Below are 24,932 nucleotides of genomic sequence, written 5' to 3'. Positions count from 1 at the left end.
TAATATATTTTATGAAATTTAATATTAAACTTTTTAATTATAAAAGATCATATATTCTTTTTTACTTACTTGCTTTGTTAAATATTTTTTTTTCCACAGAAAACATTCAAGCAAAGACTTTCTCAATCAATGATATAGAAATATCAACTCCTTTTGAGATTAATTTTGATAAAAACAAGATAATTGACGAAGGTTTTGCGCAGGCATTTAATAGGTTGGTTTTATCCATATTGCAAACACAAGATCAAAAAAAACTAAGTAAAACACCAATTGGTTTAATCAAAAGTATGATTGAAACTTTTTCAATTCAAGAGGAAAAATTTATTAATGAAGTTTATTATTTATCTTTAAATGTATCATTTAATAAAAAAAAAATATTAAATTTAATGGAAAAAAAAAATATCTTCCCGTCTCTTCCAGTTGAAAAAAAAATATTTTTTTTACCAATTTTAGTAGATAAAAATAAAGATGAAATTTCAATTTTTTCTGAAAATTATATTTTTAATAATTGGAATTTTAATAATCAAAAATATAATTTATTAAGATATGTTTTACCCACTGAAGATCTAGATGATTTCAATTTAATAAAAAGATATTCAAAAATCTTGGAAAGTTATAATTTTAATGAAATTATAAAAAAATATAATCTTGATGATTATATTATATCAATCATCTATAAAGAAAATAATGCAATTAAAGTTTTAAATAAAATAAATTTTAATCAAGAAGAAGATCTTAAAAATATTAGTTTTCAAAATCTTAATATAGATAATTATAAAGAAGCAGATAAATTAATTGAAAGTTTAAAAAGTATTTATGAAAATTATTGGAAGAGTAAAAATGAAATTAATACATCGGTAAAGATATCTTTAACTATTTCAATTAATAACAATGACAATTCAGAAATTTCAAAATTTGAAGAAATATTAGACAATACAGATTTAATATACGATTATTATATTTTTAAATTAAACAATAAAGATAATTTTTATAAAGTTATATTTAATGGATCACCAGATTACTTTCTTAAAATTATGAAAAATAAAAATTATGAATTTGATATTCAAAATCAAATTTGGGTAGTTAAATGAGTAATTTAAATCAATTAATATTAAATTTTGATTATGATCAAAATTTTAAAGATCAAGATTTTTATGTTTCAAAAAGCAATGAGTTTGCATTTAAATTATTAAATAGTTGGCCCAAGTGGGAAAAAAATTTTGTAAATTTAATTGGAGAAAATTTTTCTGGCAAAACTCATTTGGTCAATATCTTTTTACATAAGTTTAAAGGAATTAAGATAGAAGCTAGTGAAATCAATAATGAATTTCTAAAAAAAATTAAGGTCTTTGAAAATATAATTATTGAAAATTTTAATGATAAAATTGATGAAAATTTATTATTCACTTTAATTAATATTGTTGATCAGGACAATAAATATTTAATTTTAACTTCGAAAACTCCTCTTGTTGACCACTCCTTTAATTTAAGTGATTTAAATTCAAGATCTAAAAATTTTTTATTGTGTAATATTGAGAAACCAGGAGATGATTTGATGTTTGCGCTTATATTAAAAAACTTATCTGATCGCCAAATATCTATAGACAAGAAATTAGTTGATTTTATTATTAAAAGAATTGATAGATCGTATGGCAAAATTTTTGATTTCATATATAAAATCGACAAAATTAGTTTAAAACGAAAAAAACCAATCGATTTTAAAATTATAAAAGAGGCCCTAGGAGAATAATTGAATAAATATAGATCACATAATTGTAATGAATTGAGAAAAGATGATTTAGATAAAGACATTTCAATCTCTGGGTGGATTAATAAAAAAAGAGATCATGGGAACCTTTTATTTATTGACCTCAGAGATAACTACGGAATTACCCAATGTATTATAGATAAAGAAAATAGATATTTTTTAGATTTAGAAAAAACTCAACTTGAAACTGTCATAAAAGTAAGTGGAAAAGTTGTTAGCCGTTCTGGTGAGACAATTAATAATGAGATTGAAACTGGTGAAATTGAAGTTGTTATAAATGAATTTGAAATATTAGGGACTTGCAAAGAATTACCAATGCCAGTTTTTAGTGATCAAGAGTACGCTGAAGAAATAAGATTAAAATATAGATTTTTAGACTTAAGAAGAAAAAAAATTCATGAAAATATAATCTTAAGATCAAAAGTGATTTCATATATCAGAAATGAAATGATTAAACTTGGTTTTTTAGAATTTCAAACACCAATTTTAACATCATCAAGTCCAGAGGGTGCAAGAGATTTTTTGGTTCCAAGCAGACTAAACCCTGGAAAATTTTATGCATTACCACAAGCGCCTCAACAATTTAAACAATTAATAATGGTCTCTGGTTTTGATAAATATTTTCAAATTGCTCCTTGTTTTAGAGATGAAGATGCTAGAGCCGATAGAAGTCCAGGGGAATTTTATCAATTAGATTTAGAGATGTCTTTTGTGGAACAAGAAGATGTTTTTAATGTTGTCGAAAGTTTAATGATTAATACCTTTAAGAAATTCTCAAATAAAAAACTATTGTATGATAAATTTCCAAAAATTTCATATGCTGATGCAATGTTAAATTATGGAAGTGACAAGCCTGATTTAAGAAACCCATTACTTATAAATGATATTACAGAAATATTTACAAGAGAAGATGTATCGTTTGAGATATTTAAAAAACTTGTAAAATCTGGTTCAAAAGTCAGATGTATTTCAACTAAAAATACAAAAGATAAACCTAGAAGCTTTTTTGACAATATTGATAAATGGGCGAAAGAACAGGGTGCTTCAGGATTAGCATATTTTACTTTTGAAAAAGAAGATCAACTTTCAGCTAAAGGACCGATTGGAAAGTTTTTTTCACATGAAGCTTTAGAAAAAATTATGAAACAAACTAACTCAGAAGTAGGTGATAGTATTTTCATGGCATGTGGAAAGCAAAATGATCTAGAAAAAATTACCTCACTCGCTAGAGATAAAATAGCTAAAGATCTAGATTTAATTGATGATGATGTTTTTGCATTTTGTTGGATTGTTGATTATCCAATGTTTGAGAAAGATGAAGTAACTAATAAAATTGAATTTAGTCACAATCCATTTTCTATGCCACAGGGAAATTTAAATGAAGAAAATTTAAAAAAACCTTTAGATATATTAGCTTATCAATACGATATTGTCTGTAATGGTATTGAACTTTCTTCTGGTGCGATAAGAAACCATAAGCCAGAACTTATGTACAAACTTTTTTCAATTGCAGGATATGACAAGAAACAAGTAGATGAAAAATTCAGTGGCATGATTAATGCATTGAGTTATGGAGCCCCACCTCATGGAGGAATTGCACCTGGTATTGACAGAATAGTAATGTTACTAGCAAATGAAAAAAATATAAGAGAAGTGACTATGTTTCCAATGAATCAAAATGCACAAGATTTAATGATGAAAGCTCCATCTGATGTTAGTGAAGAACAATTAAAAGAGCTTAGTATTAGTATAAAAAGTAAGAAATAAAACTATTTTTTACCTTTTAAACTTATTTTAACATCTGAAAGATCTACTAAATTTTTTTTATAATTATTTCTCACAAAACCTTTACTTGTTATATCTTTTACAATTTTTAATAATTGGTTTTGATCTTCAGATTGAATTTCCTCATTTGAAGCTGGTTCATTTCCACCAATAGATGGTGTGTGAGCTAGATCTTCTCTATTTTGATAAGATATAGCAAGTTCTCTAAAAATATAATCTAGTATTGAACTTGCACTTAATATTCTGTCGTTTCCATGTACTTTTCCAGAGGGTTCAAATTTAGTACCAACAAATGCACTTATGAATTCGTCTAGAGGTACACCATACTGAAGTCCTAAAGATACAGCGATAGCAAAATTATTCATTAGTGCTTTTACTAGCTCTCCTTCTTTACTTGTATCAATAAAAATTTCACCTATTTTACCATCTTCATACTCACCAGTATGTAAATAAACTTTATGGTCACCAATTGTAGCTTTTTGAATATATCCTTTTCTTCTATCTGGCATCCCAAACCTTTTACCACCTCTTTCAGAGGATTTATTGAAGTTTGAAATAATATTTTCTTTATTCATAGAGCTAGTCTGATTTGCTTCAGCTACAACTTCTACTTTTTTACTTTCAATAACTTTATTATTGGGGTCAAGACTTTTAGTTTTACGATTATCAAGTTTAACATCTAGGACCTCAAACTTTCCATCATCTCTTTTTTCAAGGTTTTTTAACTCTGTTTCATTTATATCATCTAAGTAATGATTAACTTTAAACGTACATGTGTAGTAAGTTTCAACTAAATATTTTGCCATTTAACTCCAATTTAAATTTTAATTTGAATATTGAATCAATTAATTTATATACAAATTCATATTTTAGTCTAATTTAAATTATACAATTTTTAATTGAATAAATAGAAAAATTTTATGTTGACACTTTTAAAAAAAATTTTCACTTGGTGGAATCAAGATACTTTTGGTACTAGATTAAAAACAATTTTTTTTGGAAAATTAGTTGGTAGTGATGAGCTTGGTAATAAATATTATGAAAGTAAAAATGGAAAGAGATGGGTTATTTATGCAAATACTATTGATGCCTCTAAAATACCAGTTGAATGGTACTCTTGGATGCATTTTACAGCTAATAAAATAGAAAAAACGCATGAACTTAAAAAATATGATTGGCAAAAACCTCATCAATCTAATTTAACTGGCACTGAAAAGGCTTATTATCCAAACAAAGATAAAGATGGAATCAAAAAGAAATATTCTAGCTGGAAACAATAAATTTAATTTTTATCTTTTTATTTTAGTTTATTTTTTTTTAATAAATCACTCATTTGCAAAAGATAATACCGAAGGTGTTTTTACAGATTTAAAAATTTTAGATAAAATTAGTTCAAAAAACACCTTAGTAAAATTGAAAAATGGAGAGCTTATTACATTTAAAGATCTCTCTATAAAAAGTTTAAAGTGTAAAAACTCAGAATTTGATGATAATCCTGAAATTACTGCCTATATACAAGTTAAAGATCTAACTGATGAAAATAATAATGAGGTATTCGTATTTAATGGCTGGATGTTTTCATCAAGTCCATCAATTACTCCATTTGATCATCCAGTATATGATGTTTGGCTTGTTAAATGCTATTAGACTATAGTATCTTTATCTAACCAGCTTACGTTAAAATCAGAATTAATAAATTTTTTATGACTAAGCAGTTTTTTATGTAGAGGAATAGTTGTGGTAATTCCTTCTATAACAAATTCATCTAGAGATCTGTTCATTCTTTGAATTGCCTCAGTCCTATTTCTTCCATGACAGATCAGTTTGCAAACCATACTATCGTAATAAGGAGTTACCTTATATCCTTGAAAAATAGCCCCATCTACTCTTGTTCTGAAACCAGATGGCTGATGACACATGCCTATAGTGCCAGGGGATGGTTGAAAGTTCTTGGTAGCATCTTCTGCATTTATTCTACATTCAATTGCATGACCTCTTGGGTTAATATCGCTTTGTTTGAGGGCTGTTTTTCCAGAAAAAGCAATCCAAATCTGTTCTTTTATTATGTCAATGCCAGTTACCATTTCTGTTACAGGGTGTTCAACTTGAACTCTCGTATTCATCTCTAGAAAATAAAATTTTCCATCTTCGTAAATAAATTCTACAGTTCCAGCACCTAAATAACCAATTTTTTCAACCATCTTTACAGTTCTTTCAAATAAATCTTTTCTTATTTCATTATTAAGAACTGGGCTTGGTGTTTCTTCAATTAATTTTTGGTGTCTTCTTTGAACTGAACAATCTCTTTCATGTAGATGAACAACATTATTTTTACCAGCTAAAATTTGAACCTCTATATGTCTTGGATTTTGAAAAAACTTTTCAATATATACTTCATCATTACCAAAGTATTTTTGCGCTTCTGATTTTGCAGTTGAAAACAAAGTTTCAAATTCTTCTTCTTTATAAACAATTTTCATACCTTTTCCGCCACCACCACCTGAGGCTTTAATTAAAACTGGAAATCCAATTGTTTTACATAGTTCTTTTGCTTGAGCTATATCAGTAACACCACCCTCAGAACCTTCAATTACTGGTAAACCATTTTCTTTAGCAATTCTCTTTGCTTGAATTTTGTCACCCATCATTTCAATATGTTTTGATGATGCACCAATAAAACTTATTTTATTTTCTTCAAGAATTTTTGCAAAACTAGCATTTTCAGATAAAAATCCATAACCAGGATGTACCGCATCAGCATTAGTAAGCTCAATTGCTGACATTAAATTAGGAATATTTAAATAACTATTTGCAGGTTGGTGAGATCCAATGCATACACTTTCATCAGCCATTCTCACATGCATACTTTCTCTATCAACATCAGAATGAACAGCTACAGTTGAAATTCCCCATTCTTTACAAGCTCTAATAATTCTAACTGCAATTTCCCCACGGTTTGCAATTAAGATTTTTTTAAACATTATTTTACTCTAGAATAATAATGGTTTGACCAAACTCAACAGGATGACCGTCTTCAACACAAATTTCTTTTACAATACCATCTGTTGTTGATGGCACATGGTTCATTGTTTTCATCGCTTCCACTATCATTATAGTGTCACCTTTTTTAATTTTTCTACCAACTTCAACAAATTTTTTCGCACCAGGTTCTGGGGCGTGGTAGGCGGTACCAATAATTGGTGAGGTAATTTCAGTACCTGATTTTATATTTGGTTTCTCAGAAACTTTTTCATTTCCAGTTTGTGCACTTGCTGTTGTAATGACTGGCTGATTGCTAATAGATAAATTATTCTTAGAAACTTTAATTTTAGTATCTTTTTCAGTAATTTCAATCTCAGTGAGATTGAACTCATCCAAATAATCACTTAATTCTTTTATAGTACTTTTATCTATTTTCATTTTTTTAAGATCTTTTCTATTGAAATTATGGCTAAAATATAACCTTCAACTCCTAAACCAAAAATTCCTCCTGTTGCTATATCACTTATAAGAGATTTATGTCTAAATTCCTCTCTTTTATATATATTTGATATATGAAGTTCAATTATTGGCTTTTTAAATAAATCAAGAGCATCTCTGATTGCAACTGAAGTATGTGTAAAACCTGCAGCATTAATAATCATACCATCGTATTTTTTTCTAGCATTTTGAATTAAATCTACAATTTCTCCCTCAATATTTGATTGAACAAAATCTAATTCTAAATCAATCTCATTTGACTTTTTTAAACAGCTTTCTTTTAATTGCTTAAAGGTAGTTGAGCCATATTGTGATTGTTCTCTTTCACCTAATAGATTAAGATTTGGGCCATTAATAATAATAATTTTATTATTCATTCAACACTTATATACGATGAAAAAAATAAAAAAAATAGAAATTAAAGTAAATGGTAAATTAAGATCTATTTCTGATAATTTTAAAATTTTAGATTTAGTAAAAGATTTAAAAATCCCATTAAAAAAAGTGGCAATTGAACTTAATCGAGAGATAATAGATAAAAAAAATATTAGTAAAATTAGTATAAAAAAGAATGATAAAATTGAAATAGTTCATTTTATTGGAGGAGGTTAAATGAAAAATGATAAAATAATTATTGCAAATAAAAAATTTAATTCTCGATTAATTGTTGGCACTGGCAAATACAAAAACATGTTAGAATGTGCAAAAGCAATTAAACTTTCTGGAGCTGAAATCGTAACTGTTGCAGTTAGAAGGGTAAATATAACTGATAAAAAAAAACCACTTCTTATGGATTATCTTGATCCAAAAAAAATTACTTATTTACCAAATACAGCAGGATGTTTTACTTCAGAGGAAGCTTTAAGAACACTTAGGCTAGCTAGAGAAATTGGTGGTTGGAAATTAGTTAAATTAGAAGTTTTAGGTGATAAGCAAAATTTATTTCCTGATATGATTGAAACTCTAAAATCAACAGAGGTTTTGGCTAAGGAAGGTTTCAAGGTCATGGTTTATTGCAACGATGATCCATTAATGGCGAAACGATTAGAAAACTCAGGTGCAGATGCGATCATGCCGTTAGCCGCACCTATTGGTTCAGGCTTGGGCATTCAAAATAAAACAAATATTCAAATTATTAGGAAGCAGACAAAGTTACCACTAATTATAGATGCTGGTTTAGGCCAAGCATCAGACGCAACTATTGCTATGGAGCTAGGGTGTGATGGTGTTTTAGTTAACACTGCTATTGCTAAAGCAAAAAAACCATTTGATATGGCGCTTGCATTTAAAAATGCCGTGATTGCTGGTAGACAATCTTTTTTAGCTGGACGTATCAATAAATATTTATACGGAAATGCATCTTCACCAAAAACAGGAATTATTAAATAGCTACTGCTTTTTTTACAAACTTTTTTTTGAAATAAGGTTTCTTTTTAAAAGGTTTTTTGTGAAATTTTTTAGCATCTTTCTTATCAATAATCTTGTCTTCTTTAATCTGTATTTTTAAGTTTTTTAATTTTTCAAAATGCTCGATGAGTTCAATTGTTTTTTTTGATTTATTTTGAATATTAATAATATATTCTGGAATAATAAGAGTGGGATCGCTAACAATATCTATTGTCATTTTGTTTTTCTTTTCAAAATAAGTTAAATCATCAACAAAATTCTCTTTTAAAAAATCAGAAATTTTCTCACACACCTTAAGCTCAACAAATTTAGCTTTATTAATTACTGCTTTCAATTCAACAGTTTTAAGCAATTTTTGAGCAAATGACTCGTCTGTTAGAGTTACTTTCCATTTAATTGCACTTTCTCTTAACCTTTGTCTAGACATTTCAAGAAGACCAAAATTACTTATTCTTCCAATTTGGATCCTTGCTCTATCAGCTCTACATTTTTCTTTAATTTTCCTTTCAACTAATCTTCTATTTCCATAACTAAGCATATCAATGAAGTCGATTATAATTAAACCTGATAAATCTCTTATTTTAATTTGTCTTGCAATTTCTTCGGCTGCTTCAATATTTGTATCTAATGCAGTGCTCTCAACATTTTTACCTTTAATTGAGCTTCCAGAATTTATATCGATTGATACAAGTGCTTCGGTAGGGTTAATTACTAAATATCCTCCTGATTTAAGTTTTATTTCTGAGTCAAATATTTGGTTTAATTTTTGTTCAATATTTTCTTCAATAAATAGAGGAATTTTACCTCTATATTTCTTTATCTTTTTAACACTGGATGGCATAATCATTTTCATAAAGGTTTGTGCTTTTTTATAACCTTCGTTACCTTCAACTATTATATTTTGAGTACTTTCATCAAACATATCTCTTAAAGTTCTTTTTATAATTTCACTTTCTTGATGAATTAATGATGGAGCTATAGAATTGATCGCAGTATCTTTAATCTGACTCCATGTTTTGATTAGAGTTTCTAAATCATTATTAATTTCATTTTTAGTCTTATTGCTACCTGCTGTTCTTACAATTAATCCCATTTCTTTTGGAATTTCAATTTCATTTAAAATAGTTCTTATTTTTTTTCTATCTGCTGGATTAAATATTTTACGAGATATTCCGCCACCTTTTGGAGTATTTGGCATTAAGACAATATATTTTCCAGCAATTGAAATAAATGTACTTAGTGCTGCACCTTTTTGTCCACGCTCATCTTTGATAACTTGTACTAAAATAACTTGATTTGGTTTTATAACTTCCTGTATTTTATATCTTTTAAATTTAAATCTAGTCTCTTTCTTTTTATTTTTTTCCTCATTTGAATTGTTTTTTTCATCAGGTCCATTATCATTTTCCTCTGAGAGATCTTTTTCAATATTAATAGGGTCATCTATTTCAAGTTTTCCATCAGCAATATTTTCTTCCTCCTTAGCTTCAACTTCCTTAGAAAGTTCTTCTCTAGCTCTTTCCTCTTCTTCTTTAATTCTATCTAAATCTGCTTTAGGTATTTGGTAATAATCCGATTGAATATCATTAAAAGATAGAAAACCATGTCTATCTCGTCCAAAATCAATAAATGCAGCTTGAAGAGATGGTTCTATTCTACTAACTTTTCCTAAATATATATTATTTTTTATTAAATTATTCTTTAAACCTTCGTACTCGTAGTCTTCAATATTGTCATCTGATTTAAGTACAACTCTAGTTTCATTAGGATGCGATGCATCAATATATAAATTTTTTTCCATAATTGTTTATTTGATTGATTCATTTAATATTTTAAGTGTTTATAAAATTTTGTTTATTTCTAATGCCTTATCTTTAACAAATTCCAAGATATAATGGAAACAAAATGAATAAATTTCTTAAAAATACTCTATTTGTTTCATTATCTATTCTTTTATTGATGAGTATTTTGATATTTGGAATTTTATGGACTTATTCAAACAATATTCCTGATTATAGATTTCTTAAAAACTACAAACCACCTGTATCAAGCAAAGTATACTCAGGCGATGGGGACCTTGTTGCAGATTTTTCAAAAGAAAAAAGAATATTTGTTCCATTTAATTCAATTCCAAAAAATGTAGTTAATTCCTTCTTATCAGCTGAGGATAAAAATTTTTTCTCTCACCCAGGTGTAGATGCAAAAGGAGTTTTAAGAGCAGTGATTAACAATATTTCTAACATAATTTCATCAAAAAGACTTGAGGGTGCTTCTACAATAACTCAACAAGTAGCTAAAAATTTTTTATTATCAAATGAGGTTAGTCTTAACAGAAAAATTAAAGAGGCAATTTTAGCATTTAGAATAGAAAGAGCACTATCAAAACAAAGAATTTTAGAATTATACTTAAATCAAATTTATCTTGGCAGCGGTGCATATGGTGTTGCTGCAGCAAGTTTACAATATTTTGACAAATCTATAAAAGATCTAGACTATAGTGAGGCAGCTCTTTTAGCCGCTCTTCCAAAAGCACCAAGTAAATATAATCCATATCGAGATATCAAGTTAGCTAAATTTAGAAGAAATTTAGTTTTAAAAAACTTGTTGGAAAACAAATATATAGATTTAAAAAAATACAATTATCTAAAAGATAAAAAAATTGATTTAAATAAATCAAAAAAAATTTTCTTAGAAGACGCTCAATATTATATTGAAGATGTTCGAAAAAAGGTAATCGAGACTTTAACTTATGACAAAGTTTACAAACAAGGTTTTAATATTAACACACCAATAAATTTAGAATTTCAAAAAATAGCAACTGAAACACTTAGAGATGGGTTAATATCCTATGATAAAAGAAAAGGTTGGAGGGGAGTCTTAACAAATAAAAATTATTCAAAAAATTGGAATAAGGATCTTGAGAAGTATAATTTAGAAGACTCAATTAATTGGAAATTAGCAATTATTAAAAAATTAAATAAATTTTCAGTAAATATTGAAACTGAAGATGAATTAAATGGAAAAATTGAATTCAAAGATATTTCTTGGACAAAAAAAGAGTTCGATCAATTATTTAAAGTTGGAGACATAGTTTATGTAAAAAAAGTTGGTGCTAAAAGTTATAGTTTGAAACAATTGCCAAATGTCAATGGTGGAATAGTTGTTATGGATCCTTATACAGGTCGAGTATTGGCTTTAAGCGGTGGCTTCAGTTTTAAAAAAAGTGAATTTAATAGAGCAACACAAGCCTTTAGACAACCTGGTTCAGCTTTCAAACCATTTGTTTATGCTCTGGCTCTTGAAAATAATTATACCCCAACAACGTTAATTTTGGATGCTCCTATTGTTTTGGATCAAGGAGAAGACCTTAAAATGTGGAAACCAGAAAATTATGGAAAAAAATTTTATGGACCTTCAACTTTGAGAATTGGTTTAGAAAAATCAAGAAATTTGATGACTGTCAGAATAGCTCAAGATTTAGGTGTAAAAAAGATTGTAAATTTTTCAAAAAATCTAGGTATATACGATAATCCTGAAGAACTTTTATCCATTTCACTTGGATCTACTGAAACAACTTTGTTAAAACTAACCTCAGCTTATTCAGTATTTGTTAATGGAGGTAAACTTGTTGACCCAATTTTAATTGACAGGATTCAAGATAGTGAAGGAAAAACTATTTTTAATAATGAAAAAAGAAAATGTATAAATTGTGATCAAATTTCTTACCTAGGTAAAGAATATCCAATTGTAAAAGATAATTATAAAAAAATTTTTTCTCCTCAAACATCTTATCAGATGACTTCAATACTTGAAGGGGTTGTTCAAAGAGGAACAGCTAAAAAATTAAGAGATCTGGAGTTAAACATTGCAGGAAAAACTGGCACTACTAATAAAAATACTGATACTTGGTTTATTGGATATACTTCTAATTTATTAATTGGTGTTTATGTCGGTTTAGATAATCCCTCACCCCTAGGAAGGCATGAAACTGGTTCAAAAACAGCTTTACCTATTTTTAAAGAATTTATTAAAAAAACAGTTAATAAATCAGATGCAAGACCATTCAAAGCAGCAGAGGGGACGGTAATGATGGTGGTTGATCCAAAGACTGGTCAAAAAGCAAAATTTAATTCTAAAAATACCATAATTGAAGTCTATAAAAAACAAAATGTGATTGAAGGAAAAGTTTTATATTCAAATAATGATAGATTAGATGCTAATAATATATTAAAATTTTACTAATGGATGATAAATATCAAGATTATAAAAAAGAAATAGAAAAAATTAACTCAAGAGTTAAGGAGTATCTTTGAAAAAAATAATATTCATTCAAAACTTGAAGCATTAAATTCTAAAATGTTAGAAGCTAATTTCTGGCAAGATAAAGACAATTCAAAAAAAGTAATTAAAGAAAAGAAATTATTTGAGGATCTGCTAAACACTTATCAAATTTCAATTGAAAAGCTATCAGATTTAGATGATTTAAGCGAGTTAGCCTTAGAAGAAAAAAACGAGTCTGTACAAAAAGAAGTATTACAAAACATTAAAGAACTTAGAACTTTAGTAAAGAAAAATGAAGTCAAGTGTTTTTTATCAAATGAAGCAGACTCTCTTGATTGTTACATAGAAATACACGCGGGCGCAGGTGGCACCGAAAGTCAAGATTGGGCAGAAATGTTGAGAAGAATGTACTTAAAATGGGCAGACCAAAAAAATTTTAAATCAAACTTAATTAGTGAACATAAAGGAGATGAGGCTGGTATTAAATCATCAACAATTAAAGTTGAAGGTGATTATGTTTTTGGTTGGCTTAAAAAAGAATCTGGGATCCATAGATTGGTTAGAATATCTCCATTTGATTCTGGGGCGAGACGACACACAAGTTTTGCAAGTATATGGGTGTATCCAGTAGTTGATGAAAATATCAATATTGAAATTATTGAAAAAGATTTAAGAATTGATACTTATCGATCTAGTGGAGCAGGCGGCCAACATGTAAATACAACAGATAGTGCTGTAAGAATTACTCACATACCATCAAAAATTGTTGTTCAATGTCAAAATGAGAGATCTCAACATAAAAATAAAGAAACATGTATGAACATGTTAAAAGCAAGATTATATGATTATGAAATTAAAAAAAAAGAACAAGAAAATCAAAACGCAGAAAACTCAAAATCTGAGATTGGATGGGGTCACCAAATTAGGTCATATGTTTTGCAACCATATAGACTTGTGAAAGACAATAGAACAAATTTTGAAAGCACGAGCCCAGATAAAGTTTTAGATGGAGATTTAGATGAATTTTTAGAACAATCTTTGTATCAAAATAAATGAGTAAAAAAATATTAAGATATATATCAATAGTAGTAGGAATTTTTGTCTTATTAATAATTTATTTAACCACTATTGGTATCGAGACAGAAAAATTTAATAAACAAATCCAAGATCTTGTAAAGCAAAAAAATAATAAATTTGATACTAGTTTAAAAAAAATAAAACTTACCTTAGACCCATTAAATTTTAAATTTAATGCAAAAACAATAGACACTAAAATAATTTTTAAAGATAAGATAATTGAGCTTGAATATATAAAAACCCAAATATCATTAAATTCATTAATTAAAAGTCAATTAGTTACATCCCAAATAGAAATATCAACTAAACCAATTTTGCTTAAAAATTTTGTATCATTTATAAGATCAATAAATAATAGACCTGAATTATTTTTTTTAGAGCGATTTATAAAGAAAGGATATTTAATAGCTGATTTAGAATTGAATTTTGATGAGTTTGGTCAACTCCAAGAAGATTATAAAGTTAATGGATTACTAAAAGATGGTAAAATAAGTTTATTTAAAAAAAATGAATTAGAAAAAATAAATTTTCTTTTTAATATTACAGGAAATAATTTTAATTTTAGAGATATTAGTTTTGATACAAATAATATTAATTTTTTATCTAAGAAACTAAATATTAAAAAAAATGAAAAAGTTTATTCGCTTGAAGGCAACATAAAAAATAAAAATTCTCCTTTAAACGAAAAATTACTTAAAGTAATAAAATTAAAATATCCTCAATTTAATCTAATTAACACAAACTTTGTATCAGATAATGATTTTTCTTTTAATATTAATGATCAGCTAAAAGTTGATAATTTGGTAATCAATTCAAACATTTTAATTGATAGTTCTCAGTTTAAAAAAGATAATTTAATTAGTAAGAATTTCGTCGAAATTAATGACTTAATTGATTTAAAAGATCACGAGATAAAAGCTAATTATGCCAATAAGAAATTATCGATTGAAGGAAAGGGACAAGTTAAACTTCAAAATAAATTTGAATTTATTGATTATGAAATAACAAATAACGGTTCTGATTTAAATTTAGTATCAAATATCCAATTAAGTGAACTAGATATTAAAAACCAAAATTTAATCATAGATTATTTGCCTAAAACTAATGAAATCTTAAACCTAAAAGATCATAAAATTGAATTAAATTATAAAGATAATGATTTATCAGTAAAAGGTTCAGGAAAAATTAAGTTAGAGAAAGAGTTGAATAAAATAGAATATTTTTTTTCAACAAAAGATAAAAAATTTAATTTTGAAACTAATTTAGAAATCAATGACACACCTTTAAATATAGATTTTATTAATTACACAAAAAATAAAAACTTAAATTCTCAATTAGAAATTAATGGAAGCTATAAGAAAAAATTTGGACTTGATTTCAAAAAAATTAGTTTTTTATCAAAGAATAACAGCTTAATAATTAATGGTTTAGTTATAGATGAAAAAAATAAAATAGTGAAAGTAGATAAAATTGACTTAGATTATTTTGATAATAGAGACAAGAAAAACAAATTTACATTTAGTAGAACTAAAAATAATGATTATGAGCTAAATGGATCATTATTTAATGCTGATAGTCTGATTACGAGTTTGTTAAAAAGTAAAGATGATCAACAACTAGATCTTTTTAAAGAAAATATAGATATCACACTTAATATTTCTAATGTTTGTCTTGATAATGACAATATAGTTAAAAACTTAAATGGTAAACTTCGAATTGTTGATAACAAAGTAGATCAAGCCAATATATCAGCACTATATGATGATAGTGAAAATTTAACATTTACAATAAAAACTAAAGATGGTGAAAAAATTACCACTCTATTTTCATCTAGGGCCAAACCACTTGTAAAAAGATATAAATTCATAAAAGGTTTTGAAGATAGTAATGAAGGTTATTTAGATTTTTATTCCTCAAAAAAGGATGGGACTTCAAATTCAAAATTGATTATAGATAATTTTAAAGTCAAAGAAATTCCTGCATTGGCAAAATTACTTGCCCTTGCTTCTCTTCAGGGGATAGCAGATTTACTAACAGGAGAAGGTATTAGATTTACAGATTTTGAAATGAATTTTACAAACAAAAATGAACTTATGACTATTAAAGAGTTGTACGCAATTGGGCCAGCAATATCTATTTTAATTGAAGGTTATATTGATGAAAATGATGTAATTAGTTTAAGAGGAACATTGGTTCCAGCGACTACAATTAATAGATCTATTGCTTCAATTCCATTAATTGGAGATTTGCTTATTGGAAAGAAAGCTGGTGAAGGTGTTTTTGGAGTAAGTTTTAAAGTAAAAGGTCCTCCACAAAAACTCGAAACAACTGTAAATCCAATAAAAACATTAACTCCAAGGTTTATAACTAGAACGCTAGAAAAGATTAAAAAAAACTAATCTAATTCAATTTTTAAATGTCTTTTTTTTCCAATAGAAAGTTTAAGATAGTTTTTATTAAAAAATTCATTTGTAATAATTAACTTCTCATCGGAAATAACTTTATCATTAATTTTTACTGCATTTCCTTTAATTAATCTTCTTATTTCACTTTTGGATTTTTCTAATTTAGAAAGAATAATTAGATCAATTATATCAAATTTATTATTCATATTTTTTGAATTAATCTTGATAGATGGTGAACTTGATCCAAGTGAATTGCCTGAAAATGCTTCTTTAGCAGCTTGTTCTGAATTTTTAGCAGCATCTTCACCATGAAGCATAGTGGTTGTTTTATTAGCTAAAATTATTTTTAAATCATTGATATCATCATTTTCAATTTTCTTAATATCTTCCATTTTCATATCAGTAAAATTTTTTAAAAATTTTATAACATCTCTATCATCTGTGTTTCTCCAAAATTGCCAATAGTCATAAGCTGAAAAAAATTTTTCATCCAACCAAATTGCTCCATTTTCAGATTTTCCCATTTTAGCTCCTGTGGCCAGAGTAATTAAGGGGGTTGTTAGACCATAACTTTGTTTATTTGAATATCTTTTGATAAGCTCAACACCGTTAACAATATTTCCCCATTGATCTGAGCCACCTATTTGTAAGACACAATTTTCTTTTTTGCTTAGTTCTAAAAAATCATAAGCTTGCAAAATCATATAGTTAAATTCCATGTAGCTTAAAGATTGTTCTCTATCTAATCTTAACTTTACGCTATCAAAAGTTAGCATTCTATTAATTGTAAAATGTTTACCTATGTCCCGAAGAAAAGAGATGTAATTCAAATTTTTAAGCCATGTATAGTTATTTACAAATATAGGTTTTGTTTCTGGGTCGTTGTTGTCTAAAAATTTTTTTAGTATATTTTTTATATTCTTAATATTTTTTTCAATTTCTTCTTCACTTAGTATTTTTCTTGTTTTATCTTTTCCAGAAGGGTCACCAATTCTTGTTGTGCCTCCACCCAGTAGCACAATGGGTCTGTGCCCATTTTTTTGTAATAATCTAAGACACATGATTTGTAATAGGCTGCCAACATGTAAGCTTTCAGCAGTACAATCAAATCCGATGTATGCTTTAATTTTTTCCTTGTCCATTAAGCTGGACAATTCATCTTCATTTGTACATTGATAGAAGAATCCTCTTTCTTTAAACTCTTTTAAAAATTTATTCATAAGCTTATAGTTACACAATATACAAATTTTTATTAAAAAGAATATCAATGAAAAATAAATTATATACAGCTATTGGGTTGATGAGTGGAACTTCAATGGATGGCGTTGATGTGTCATTGATTAGATCAGATGGATTTAATCAATTTACCAATGTTTTAGATGAATATTTTGAATATAATGAAAATTTGCATCAACAATTAATTAAATTAAGAAATTTAATTTTAAGCAGTAATGATTTGAAGCTGTACTCTTCTAGATTAAACGAGCTTGAAAGAGAAATTACTATATTTCACAGTAAAATTGTTAGTGAGATGTCATTAAAATATCAAGATGAGATTGATTTTGTTGGTTTTCATGGGCAAACAATTTTTCATAATCCTAAGCAAAAGATTTCAAAACAATTAGGAGATGGAAGATTAATGTCCCAATTAGTTAAAAAAAGAGTTATTTATGATTTTAGGCAAGAAGATCTAGCGAATAAAGGCCAAGGTGCCCCGTTAACACCTATTTTTCATAACTTATTGTCTAAAAGAATAAATGAAAAACTCCAAATAAATTTTCCTCTTTGCTTTCTTAATATTGGGGGAATTTCTAATATTACTAAGATAATTAAAAAAGATGAAAAATTAGAAGAGAACTTAGAAGCTTTTGATTCAGGTCCTGGTAATTGTATGATTGACGAATGGGTAAGAAAAAATTCAAAAAATAATTTTGATGAGAATGGTTCAATTGCAAAATCTGGTAAAATTAATCAATTAATATTAAATCAAGTAATTGATAACTTCAAAATAGATAGTTTTGATAAATCTTTAGATGTTAAAGATTTTGATATTTCATTTGCAAGAGGACTATCATTAGAAGATGGTTGTGCAACAATAACAAATTTTACTGCCTATCTAATAGCAAAAGGTATTGAACATGCTAATGGAAACAATATTAAACCAATAAAATATTTAGTTTGCGGTGGGGGGAGAAAAAATACTTTTCTTATCCAAAGTGTTAAAGATTATTTATTACACAAAAAAAATATTAGTTTAAACTCTATTGAGGATTATAATTTAAATGGAGATTTTATCGAGTCACAAGCATTTGGTTATCTTGCAATTAGATCATTTTTAAATTTACCAATATCATATCCAAAAACTACTGGTTGTGAATTACCTACAATAGGTGGCAAGTTAGTTAAAAACTTTTAGTAAAGAGCAGTTTCTTTTTTTATATATTTATCAAGATTTGTAATTAAAGATTCTTCTGTTTTTGAAAAAAAATGATTTGCTTCAGGGACAGATTGAAATTCTACTTTAATACCTTTTTGAGCACTTAATCTTTTGTCTAGTTCAGTAATATATTCTAAAGGGACTAATTCATCTTTTTTACCATAAATCATCAGTCCTGAGGTAGGGCATGGTGATAAAAAAGAAAAGTCATAAACATTTGGTTGAGGAGAGATTGCGATAAATCTATTTATTTCTGGTCTTCTCATTAATAGTTGCATGGCAATTAATGAGCCAAAAGAAAATCCTGATACCCAACATTGTGAGTTGTCAAAATTTTCTCTTTCAAGCCAGTCTAATGCAGCAGCTGCATCTGCAAGCTCACCTTGTCCGTTATCAAACTCACCATCACTTTTACCAACACCTCTAAAATTTACCCTACATACTGAAAAATCATTATCCATAAATGTATGAAAAGTATCTACCACAACTTTGTTGTTCATAGTTCCTCCATATTGAGGATGTGGCTGTAACACTAGTGCAATTGGAGATGTATTTTTTTTACTCTTATAGTATTTTGCTTCTAGTCTTCCAGCGGGACCTGGAATAAATATTTCTAAAATTTTATTATCCATATGCGATATTGATTATTATTCTCAAAAAAAAACTACGTTTATCATAAGTGAGCGACAATATGTTAGTTTTTTTAGACCAATATATACTTGACCATTTTAGTCAGGTATGTTTAAAACGCACAATTTTAAAGGGTAATATGAAATTAACATCAAAGAGTAGATACGCAGTAATGGCTTTAGCAGATTTAGCCAGGTTTGATGGCATTAATCCTGTATCGCTGAGAGACATTTCTTTGCGCCAGGGCATATCTCTGGATTATTTGGAGCAAATTTTTTCTAAATTAAAAAAAAATCAAATCGTTCAAAGTACCAGGGGAACACAAGGTGGTTATGTGCTTTCTAAAAAACCGAACGAGATAAAGCTTACTAATATTTTTCATGCAGTCGATGAAAAGGTAAAAACTGTACAATGTAAAAAAGAGTCAAAAAAAGGCTGTAATGGTAAAACCACAAAATGCTCTACTCACAATCTTTGGGATGAGTTGGAAACACATATTAACAGTTTTTTTGAAAAGAAAAGTTTAGAAGATTTATTAAAAGACAATAACAATCAAAGTAATTAAAAGATGGATAACAGACAAAAAGAAATTGATAATTTAAAAGATTACAAATATGGTTTTTCAACTGATATTGAAAACACAAGAGCGCCTAAAGGTTTAAATGATGATATAATAAAGTTTATTTCTAATATTAAAAAGGAACCTCAATGGATGCTTGATTTTAGACTCAAGGCTTTTGAAAGATTTAAACAATTAAAAGAACCTAATTGGCAAAAACCAAAGTATCCAAAAATAGATTATCAAGATTTATATTATTATTCAGCACCCAAAAGTATGGATGATAAACCCAAGAGCCTTGATGAGCTTGATCCTAAACTTCTAGAAACTTATAAAAAACTTGGAATTCCATTGCAAGAACAAGCTAGATTAAATGGTATAGCCGTTGATGCTGTGTTTGACTCGGTATCTGTTGCAACAACATTTAAAGAGGAATTAACTAAACAAGGAATTATTTTTTGCTCAATGTCTGAAGCTATTCAAAAACATCCTGACTTGGTCAAAAAATATCTAGGTTCTGTTATACCAACAACAGATCATTTCTTTGCAACTCTTAACTCTGCAGTATTTACAGATGGTTCTTTTGTTTACATTCCGGAGGGAATAAAATGTCCAATGGAACTATCAACATATTTTAGAATTAATGCATCTGAAACTGGTCAATTCGAAAGAACATTAATTATTGCTGATAAAGGAAGCTATGTAAGTTATTTAGAAGGTTGCACCGCACCAATGAGAGATGAAAATCAATTGCATGCTGCTAACGTTGAGTTGATTGCATTGGATGATGCTGAAATTAAATACTCAACTGTACAAAATTGGTATCCTGGAGATAAAGATGGTGTAGGCGGAATATACAACTTTGTTACAAAACGTGGTTTGTGTAAGGGAAAAAATTCTAAAATTTCTTGGACGCAAGTTGAAACTGGTTCTGCAATAACGTGGAAATATCCAAGCTGTATTTTAAAAGGTGATAACTCTGTAGGAGAATTTTACTCTATAGCAATTACAAACAATCATCAAAAAGCAGACACAGGAACTAAAATGATCCATTTAGGAAAAAATACAAAAAGTAAGATAATTTCTAAAGGAATATCAGCTGGTAATTCTGATATGATGTATAGAGGTTTAGTTGATATTTCTTCAAAGGCTGATAATTCAAGAAATTTTACTCAATGTGACTCGTTATTGATGGGCAATAAATGTGGTGCTCACACTATTCCTTACATTAAAAACAAAAACCCAAAATCAAATATTGAACATGAGGCAACTACATCAAAAATAAGTGATGAACAGTTGTATTATTGTAATCAAAGAGGATTAAATCAAGAAGAGGCGGTTAGCTTGATTGTAAATGGCTTTTGCAAAGAAGTTTTACAACAACTTCCTATGGAATTTGCTGTTGAAGCACAAAAGTTAGTTGGAATTAGTTTAGAAGGGAGTGTTGGTTAAATGTTAACGATTGAAAATTTAAAAGCAAAGATTGAAGAAAAAGAAATATTAAAAGGATTAAATTTAAATATAAATCCTGGAGAAGTGCACGCAATTATGGGCCCTAATGGTTCTGGAAAAAGCACATTATCAAATATTTTGTCAGGAAAAAAAGGGTACGAAGTAAATGGAAATATTACTTTTGAGGGTGAAAATTTATTGGATTTAGAAACAGAGGAAAGAGCACATAAAGGAATTTTTTTAGCATTTCAATATCCATTAGAAATTCCAGGAGTTAACACTAATACTTTTTTAAAAACTTCGATTAATGCAATTAAAAAAGCTAGAGGTGAGAAAGAATTAGATGCTATTGAATTTTTAAAATTGATTAAACAAAAAACAGCAGAATTAAAATTTGATGAAAAAATATTAAGTAGACAATTAAATGTAGGCTTTTCTGGTGGAGAAAAAAAGAAAAATGAAATTTTACAAATGTCAATTTTAAATCCCAAACTTTCTATTTTAGATGAAACTGACTCAGGCCTAGATATTGATGCTTTAAGGATAGTTTCGGAAGGTGTAAATTCGTTAAGAAATAAAGAAAATTCTTTTTTAATTATTACTCACTATCAAAGGTTACTTGATTACATTAAACCAGATTTTGTACATGTCTTAAAAAATGGTCAAATAATTAAATCAGGTGACTATGAGTTAGCTAAAGAATTAGAAAAAGTCGGATATGAGGATTTTAATTAATGCAAAATGAAATCAAATTAAATTTTGAAAAATCTCTAAGTGAAGGAAATTATTCAATTTCACAAAAAGAAATTAAAGAAAAAAATTTTAATAAATTTTTAGAACAAGGCTTTCCAAATAAACGTATTGAAGATTGGAAATTTTCTGATTTAAACCAAATCATTTCAACTAATTTTGAAAAACTAGATTTTTATAAAGAAAACAATACATCAAGCATTAATAATGATTTTATTAATGAATTTAAGCATAATAAAATAGTTTTTATTAACGGCAACGTATCTAAGATTGATTTTGGTTATGAAGATAAAGAAAAAATTAGTATAAACCAAAATTTAGAACTGGATAATGAACTGAATGAAAATGTGTTACTAAACTTAAATACTGCCTTTCTTTCTAGCTATATTAAAATCACAATTAATAAGGGTTATCAGTTACAAAAACCATTGGTTTTATACAATTATTTAACATCAGATTTAGACTGTTACGGTTTAAACATGAGACTAGACATTGATCTTGAAGATGACACTTCTATAGATGTAATCAACATTTCAAACGAAACTACAAATAATAATTTTTTAAATTTTAGACAAAAAATTAATATCGGTAAAAATGCTACTCTTAAAAATTATAGTTTAGACATCAATCCAACATCTAATATTAAGTATTCATTTAAAGATATTGATTTAGATAAAAATAGTCATTTAGAGTATTTTATTTTATCAAAAGGTTCAAAATTTGCAAAACACGATATTAATTGTTCTCTTAATAACGATCATGGCTCAGTTGTACTTAATGGGGTTATTGATTTAGATAATAAAAAACACCATGAGATCAAAACTTCGATAAACCATAACGAAGAAAATTGTAAAAGTTATCAATTAATAAAAAGTGTATTAAATGAAAATTCCAAAGGAGTTTATCAAGGTAAAATTTATGTAGCCTCTAAAGCTCAAAAAACTGATGGCTATCAGCTAAGTAGAGCACTATTGCTTAATGATAATGTGGAGTTTAATGCAAAACCTGAATTAGAAATTTATGCTGATGATGTAAAATGCTCTCATGGATCAACTTCAGGTAATATAGATGAAAACTCTATTTTTTATTTAATGTCTAGAGGTCTAAGTCATGCTCAGTCAAAAAAACTATTAACAAATGGATTTTTAAATGAGGTTGTCGAAAAGATTACAAATGAAAGTGTAAAATCCTTAGTTAAAAAATTAACAGGCATTCAAGAATGATCATAAATAATATAAAAAAAGAATTTCCAATTTTTGATGAAAAAATTCAAAATAATGATCTAGTTTATTTAGATAGTGCAAACTCCTCACAAAAACCAAAAGTTGTAATCGATAGAATAAATGAATTTTATACAAAGCAATTTTCCAATGTAGGAAGAAGTGTTCATTTTCTTGCTGTTGCTGCTACTAATTTATATGAAGGGACAAGAAGCTCTGTTCAAAAATATATTAATGCAAAAGATAAAAATGAAATTGTTTTTACAAAAGGTGCTACAGAGGCACTTAATTTAGTTGCAAATACTTTGGGTCAAAATTTTCTTCAAGAAGGAGACGAAGTACTTATTACAGAACTAGAACATCATTCTAATTATGTTCCTTGGCATTTTTTAAGAAAATCAAAAAATATTAAAATTAATTTTGCAGAAATTAATGAAGAAGGTGAAATCACACTAGAAGAAATAGAAAAAAAATTGACACCTAAAACAAAGGTAATTTCAATCACACATTTATCAAATGTTACAGGTGCTATTTTACCAATTAAAGAAATAACCGAGCTTGCTCACTCTAAAAACATAGTAGTTGTAGTCGATGGTTGTCAGGGCGCACCTCATTTAAAACTAGATATGCAAGATCTTAATTGTGATTTTTATGCTATTTCATGTCACAAAATGTATGGTCCAACTGGGTTGGGTGTTTTGTATGGAAAGAAAAAATGGTTAGAGGAGTTGCCGCCATATCAAGGAGGTGGTGGCATGATCAAAGAAGTTAAAAAAGATATGATTTCTTACGGTGATTTACCTAATAAATACGAAGCTGGTACGATGGCTACGGCACAAGTTATAGCATTTGACCAATCCATTAAATTTTTAGAGAGTGTTGGAATAGACAATGTTATGAAACATGAGGCAGAATTAGTTGAATATGGTCAAGATCTTTTACAAAAAAATAATTCTGTTAAATTAATTGGAAGCCCTAAAGACAAAGGTGGGGTTTTATCTTTTACTATTGAAGGTATACATCCCCATGATATTGCAACTATTTTAGATGAAGATGGTGTTGCTATAAGAGCAGGACATCATTGCTGCCAAATATTACATGATAAATTAAATATACCTGCTAGTGCACGGGCATCAGTTGGAATATATAATACAAAAGATGATTTAGATAAGCTTAACGACTCAATTAAAAACTGTAAAAAAATATTTAATTTAAAATGAATTTAAAAGAATTATATCAAGAAATAATATTGGAACATGGTAAAAATCCAAAAAATTTGAGGAAGACTGATGGTTTCAATAAAGATGCCAAAGGTAACAATCCTTTATGTGGAGATAATGTTCATGTTTATTTAAAACTTAATGGACAAATGATAGTTGAAGATATTTCTTTTGAAGGAAGTGGATGTGCTATTTCAATGGCGTCTGCATCTATTATGACAGATTTAATTAAAGGTAAAAACGAAAATGAAGCAAAAGAAATTGTCGAAGATTTTTTAGGGATGATTAAAGAAAACCCTGAACTTAAATCAGAATATCTAGAAGAAGATGAAAAAACAAAACTAATGTGTTTATCTGGAGTAAAACAATACCCAATGAGAGTAAAATGTGCAACTTTATCATGGCACACATTAGTCTCAGCTTTTGAAAATAAAAAAGATCAAGTAAATACGGAGAATTAA

At 27.4% G+C, this 24,932-nt stretch carries 24 protein-coding genes; 17 read left to right on the top strand and 7 right to left on the bottom strand.

Features of this window, described 5'->3' with window-relative positions:
- Positions 1 to 11 precede the first annotated feature (11 nt).
- The 3 genes from ACIJYA_RS04740 to aspS are packed head-to-tail and all read left to right on the top strand — an operon-like array spanning position 12 to position 3,535.
- Positions 12 to 1,091, top strand: coding sequence for a hypothetical protein (locus ACIJYA_RS04740; RefSeq protein ID WP_435087619.1), 1,080 nt, complete (start codon positions 12 to 14; stop codon positions 1,089 to 1,091).
- Entirely contained in the window at positions 1,088 to 1,750 is a 663-nt protein-coding gene (locus ACIJYA_RS04735) for a DNA replication protein (protein ID WP_435087618.1), read from the top strand. The genes ACIJYA_RS04740 and ACIJYA_RS04735 overlap by 4 nt, the downstream gene beginning before the upstream one ends.
- Positions 1,751 to 3,535 (top strand): aspartate--tRNA ligase, encoded by a 1,785-nt coding sequence (gene aspS / locus ACIJYA_RS04730; RefSeq protein ID WP_435087616.1) that lies wholly within the window; start codon positions 1,751 to 1,753, stop codon positions 3,533 to 3,535.
- Positions 3,536 to 3,537: 2 nt separating this feature from the next.
- Here the strand turns inward: aspS and ACIJYA_RS04725 are convergent, their stop codons facing one another.
- The gene (locus ACIJYA_RS04725; RefSeq protein ID WP_435087615.1) at positions 3,538 to 4,359 is read right to left on the bottom strand and encodes a ribonucleotide reductase; all 822 of its coding nucleotides are present in this window, start codon (positions 4,357 to 4,359) and stop codon (positions 3,538 to 3,540) included.
- 114 nt (positions 4,360 to 4,473) lie between these two features.
- Between ACIJYA_RS04725 and ACIJYA_RS04720 the strand changes: the two genes are divergently transcribed.
- Positions 4,474 to 4,833 (top strand): NADH-ubiquinone oxidoreductase subunit NDUFA12 family protein, encoded by a 360-nt coding sequence (locus tag ACIJYA_RS04720; RefSeq protein ID WP_435087613.1) that lies wholly within the window; start codon positions 4,474 to 4,476, stop codon positions 4,831 to 4,833.
- On the top strand, positions 4,796 to 5,200 hold the full coding sequence (locus tag ACIJYA_RS04715) for a DUF2155 domain-containing protein (protein ID WP_435087611.1): 405 nt from the start codon (positions 4,796 to 4,798) through the stop codon (positions 5,198 to 5,200). Before ACIJYA_RS04720 ends, ACIJYA_RS04715 begins: the two co-directional genes overlap by 38 nt.
- On the opposite strand, the gene accC is transcribed toward ACIJYA_RS04715, so the two are convergent.
- The 3 genes from accC to aroQ are packed head-to-tail and all read right to left on the bottom strand — an operon-like array spanning position 5,197 to position 7,410.
- Positions 5,197 to 6,534: an acetyl-CoA carboxylase biotin carboxylase subunit gene (gene accC, locus ACIJYA_RS04710; protein WP_435087609.1), complete on the bottom strand. Its 1,338-nt coding sequence runs from the start codon at positions 6,532 to 6,534 to the stop codon at positions 5,197 to 5,199. The genes ACIJYA_RS04715 and accC overlap by 4 nt on opposite strands.
- A 4-nt stretch (positions 6,535 to 6,538) precedes the next feature.
- A complete protein-coding gene (locus ACIJYA_RS04705) occupies positions 6,539 to 6,973 on the bottom strand; it encodes an acetyl-CoA carboxylase biotin carboxyl carrier protein (RefSeq protein ID WP_435087604.1) in 435 nt (144 codons plus the stop codon).
- On the bottom strand, positions 6,970 to 7,410 hold the full coding sequence (aroQ, locus tag ACIJYA_RS04700; RefSeq protein ID WP_435087602.1) for a type II 3-dehydroquinate dehydratase: 441 nt from the start codon (positions 7,408 to 7,410) through the stop codon (positions 6,970 to 6,972). Before aroQ ends, ACIJYA_RS04705 begins: the two co-directional genes overlap by 4 nt.
- 16 nt (positions 7,411 to 7,426) lie before the next feature.
- Between aroQ and thiS the strand changes: the two genes are divergently transcribed.
- Together thiS and ACIJYA_RS04690 are read left to right on the top strand one after the other, a co-directional pair.
- Positions 7,427 to 7,645, top strand: coding sequence for a sulfur carrier protein ThiS (thiS, locus tag ACIJYA_RS04695; protein WP_435087600.1), 219 nt, complete (start codon positions 7,427 to 7,429; stop codon positions 7,643 to 7,645).
- Positions 7,646 to 8,422, top strand: coding sequence for a thiazole synthase (locus ACIJYA_RS04690; RefSeq protein ID WP_435087599.1), 777 nt, complete (start codon positions 7,646 to 7,648; stop codon positions 8,420 to 8,422).
- On the opposite strand, the gene ACIJYA_RS04685 is transcribed toward ACIJYA_RS04690, so the two are convergent.
- Entirely contained in the window at positions 8,415 to 10,241 is a 1,827-nt protein-coding gene (locus ACIJYA_RS04685) for an Rne/Rng family ribonuclease (RefSeq protein WP_435087597.1), read from the bottom strand. The two genes, ACIJYA_RS04690 and ACIJYA_RS04685, sit on opposite strands and share 8 nt — an antisense overlap.
- 104 nt (positions 10,242 to 10,345) lie before the next feature.
- Here ACIJYA_RS04685 and ACIJYA_RS04680 point away from each other — a divergent pair, with 104 nt between their 5' ends.
- The 3 genes from ACIJYA_RS04680 (at position 10,346) to ACIJYA_RS04670 (ending at position 16,197) form a co-directional block, all read left to right on the top strand.
- Positions 10,346 to 12,682 (top strand): penicillin-binding protein 1A, encoded by a 2,337-nt coding sequence (locus tag ACIJYA_RS04680; protein ID WP_435087595.1) that lies wholly within the window; start codon positions 10,346 to 10,348, stop codon positions 12,680 to 12,682.
- Positions 12,683 to 12,745: 63 nt separating this feature from the next.
- Positions 12,746 to 13,777 carry a peptide chain release factor 2 gene (gene prfB, locus ACIJYA_RS04675; protein WP_435089264.1) on the top strand — a complete coding sequence of 344 codons (1,032 nt, stop codon included), beginning with the start codon at positions 12,746 to 12,748 and terminating at the stop codon, positions 13,775 to 13,777.
- Positions 13,774 to 16,197 carry a hypothetical protein gene (locus ACIJYA_RS04670; protein WP_435087593.1) on the top strand — a complete coding sequence of 808 codons (2,424 nt, stop codon included), beginning with the start codon at positions 13,774 to 13,776 and terminating at the stop codon, positions 16,195 to 16,197. Before prfB ends, ACIJYA_RS04670 begins: the two co-directional genes overlap by 4 nt.
- Here the strand turns inward: ACIJYA_RS04670 and tyrS are convergent.
- Positions 16,194 to 17,423 (bottom strand): tyrosine--tRNA ligase, encoded by a 1,230-nt coding sequence (tyrS, locus tag ACIJYA_RS04665; protein ID WP_435087592.1) that lies wholly within the window; start codon positions 17,421 to 17,423, stop codon positions 16,194 to 16,196. The two genes, ACIJYA_RS04670 and tyrS, sit on opposite strands and share 4 nt — an antisense overlap.
- Positions 17,424 to 17,470: 47 nt before the next feature.
- Between tyrS and ACIJYA_RS04660 the strand changes: the two genes are divergently transcribed.
- Positions 17,471 to 18,619, top strand: coding sequence for an anhydro-N-acetylmuramic acid kinase (locus ACIJYA_RS04660; protein ID WP_435087590.1), 1,149 nt, complete (start codon positions 17,471 to 17,473; stop codon positions 18,617 to 18,619).
- On the opposite strand, the gene ACIJYA_RS04655 is transcribed toward ACIJYA_RS04660, so the two are convergent.
- A complete protein-coding gene (locus ACIJYA_RS04655; RefSeq protein WP_435089263.1) occupies positions 18,616 to 19,260 on the bottom strand; it encodes an alpha/beta hydrolase in 645 nt (214 codons plus the stop codon). The genes ACIJYA_RS04660 and ACIJYA_RS04655 overlap by 4 nt on opposite strands.
- 149 nt (positions 19,261 to 19,409) lie before the next feature.
- Here ACIJYA_RS04655 and ACIJYA_RS04650 point away from each other — a divergent pair, with 149 nt between their 5' ends.
- Genes ACIJYA_RS04650 through sufU form a run of 6 tightly spaced genes read left to right on the top strand, consistent with a single transcriptional unit; the run spans position 19,410 to position 24,932 of the window.
- On the top strand, positions 19,410 to 19,835 hold the full coding sequence (locus ACIJYA_RS04650; protein WP_435087588.1) for an Rrf2 family transcriptional regulator: 426 nt from the start codon (positions 19,410 to 19,412) through the stop codon (positions 19,833 to 19,835).
- A gap of 3 nt (positions 19,836 to 19,838) precedes the next feature.
- Complete coding sequence (gene sufB / locus ACIJYA_RS04645; RefSeq protein ID WP_435087586.1) at positions 19,839 to 21,281, top strand: Fe-S cluster assembly protein SufB; 1,443 nt, start codon at positions 19,839 to 19,841, stop codon at positions 21,279 to 21,281.
- On the top strand, positions 21,282 to 22,016 hold the full coding sequence (gene sufC / locus ACIJYA_RS04640) for a Fe-S cluster assembly ATPase SufC (protein ID WP_435087584.1): 735 nt from the start codon (positions 21,282 to 21,284) through the stop codon (positions 22,014 to 22,016).
- Positions 22,016 to 23,254: a Fe-S cluster assembly protein SufD gene (gene sufD, locus ACIJYA_RS04635; protein ID WP_435087582.1), complete on the top strand. Its 1,239-nt coding sequence runs from the start codon at positions 22,016 to 22,018 to the stop codon at positions 23,252 to 23,254. The genes sufC and sufD overlap by 1 nt, the downstream gene beginning before the upstream one ends.
- Positions 23,251 to 24,471 carry an aminotransferase class V-fold PLP-dependent enzyme gene (locus ACIJYA_RS04630; RefSeq protein ID WP_435087580.1) on the top strand — a complete coding sequence of 407 codons (1,221 nt, stop codon included), beginning with the start codon at positions 23,251 to 23,253 and terminating at the stop codon, positions 24,469 to 24,471. The genes sufD and ACIJYA_RS04630 overlap by 4 nt, the downstream gene beginning before the upstream one ends.
- On the top strand, positions 24,468 to 24,932 hold the full coding sequence (sufU, locus tag ACIJYA_RS04625; protein WP_435087578.1) for a Fe-S cluster assembly sulfur transfer protein SufU: 465 nt from the start codon (positions 24,468 to 24,470) through the stop codon (positions 24,930 to 24,932). The genes ACIJYA_RS04630 and sufU overlap by 4 nt, the downstream gene beginning before the upstream one ends.

This window comes from Candidatus Pelagibacter bacterium nBUS_29 (assembly GCF_051200905.1).
Classification (GTDB): Bacteria; Pseudomonadota; Alphaproteobacteria; order Pelagibacterales; family Pelagibacteraceae; genus Pelagibacter.
This window is presented reverse-complemented; position numbering and strand designations above follow the sequence as displayed.

Bases quoted from the DNA above. Each gene is read 5' to 3' on its own strand.
- ACIJYA_RS04725 (WP_435087615.1), bottom strand. From the start codon at position 4,359: ATGGCAAAATATTTAGTTGAAACTTACTACACATGTACGTTTAAAGTT.
- ACIJYA_RS04685 (WP_435087597.1), bottom strand. From the start codon at position 10,241: ATGGAAAAAAATTTATATATTGATGCATCGCATCCTAATGAAACTAGA.
- ACIJYA_RS04715 (WP_435087611.1), top strand. From the start codon at position 4,796: ATGGAATCAAAAAGAAATATTCTAGCTGGAAACAATAAATTTAATTTT.
- ACIJYA_RS04740 (WP_435087619.1), top strand. From the start codon at position 12: ATGAAATTTAATATTAAACTTTTTAATTATAAAAGATCATATATTCTT.
- ACIJYA_RS04630 (WP_435087580.1), top strand. From the start codon at position 23,251: ATGATCATAAATAATATAAAAAAAGAATTTCCAATTTTTGATGAAAAA.
- ACIJYA_RS04650 (WP_435087588.1), top strand. From the start codon at position 19,410: ATGAAATTAACATCAAAGAGTAGATACGCAGTAATGGCTTTAGCAGAT.
- ACIJYA_RS04735 (WP_435087618.1), top strand. From the start codon at position 1,088: ATGAGTAATTTAAATCAATTAATATTAAATTTTGATTATGATCAAAAT.
- ACIJYA_RS04660 (WP_435087590.1), top strand. From the start codon at position 17,471: ATGAAAAATAAATTATATACAGCTATTGGGTTGATGAGTGGAACTTCA.
- ACIJYA_RS04690 (WP_435087599.1), top strand. From the start codon at position 7,646: ATGAAAAATGATAAAATAATTATTGCAAATAAAAAATTTAATTCTCGA.
- tyrS (WP_435087592.1), bottom strand. From the start codon at position 17,423: ATGAATAAATTTTTAAAAGAGTTTAAAGAAAGAGGATTCTTCTATCAA.
- sufC (WP_435087584.1), top strand. From the start codon at position 21,282: ATGTTAACGATTGAAAATTTAAAAGCAAAGATTGAAGAAAAAGAAATA.
- ACIJYA_RS04720 (WP_435087613.1), top strand. From the start codon at position 4,474: ATGTTGACACTTTTAAAAAAAATTTTCACTTGGTGGAATCAAGATACT.
- ACIJYA_RS04705 (WP_435087604.1), bottom strand. From the start codon at position 6,973: ATGAAAATAGATAAAAGTACTATAAAAGAATTAAGTGATTATTTGGAT.
- ACIJYA_RS04670 (WP_435087593.1), top strand. From the start codon at position 13,774: ATGAGTAAAAAAATATTAAGATATATATCAATAGTAGTAGGAATTTTT.
- thiS (WP_435087600.1), top strand. From the start codon at position 7,427: ATGAAAAAAATAAAAAAAATAGAAATTAAAGTAAATGGTAAATTAAGA.
- ACIJYA_RS04680 (WP_435087595.1), top strand. From the start codon at position 10,346: ATGAATAAATTTCTTAAAAATACTCTATTTGTTTCATTATCTATTCTT.
- accC (WP_435087609.1), bottom strand. From the start codon at position 6,534: ATGTTTAAAAAAATCTTAATTGCAAACCGTGGGGAAATTGCAGTTAGA.
- sufU (WP_435087578.1), top strand. From the start codon at position 24,468: ATGAATTTAAAAGAATTATATCAAGAAATAATATTGGAACATGGTAAA.
- aroQ (WP_435087602.1), bottom strand. From the start codon at position 7,410: ATGAATAATAAAATTATTATTATTAATGGCCCAAATCTTAATCTATTA.
- sufB (WP_435087586.1), top strand. From the start codon at position 19,839: ATGGATAACAGACAAAAAGAAATTGATAATTTAAAAGATTACAAATAT.
- sufD (WP_435087582.1), top strand. From the start codon at position 22,016: ATGCAAAATGAAATCAAATTAAATTTTGAAAAATCTCTAAGTGAAGGA.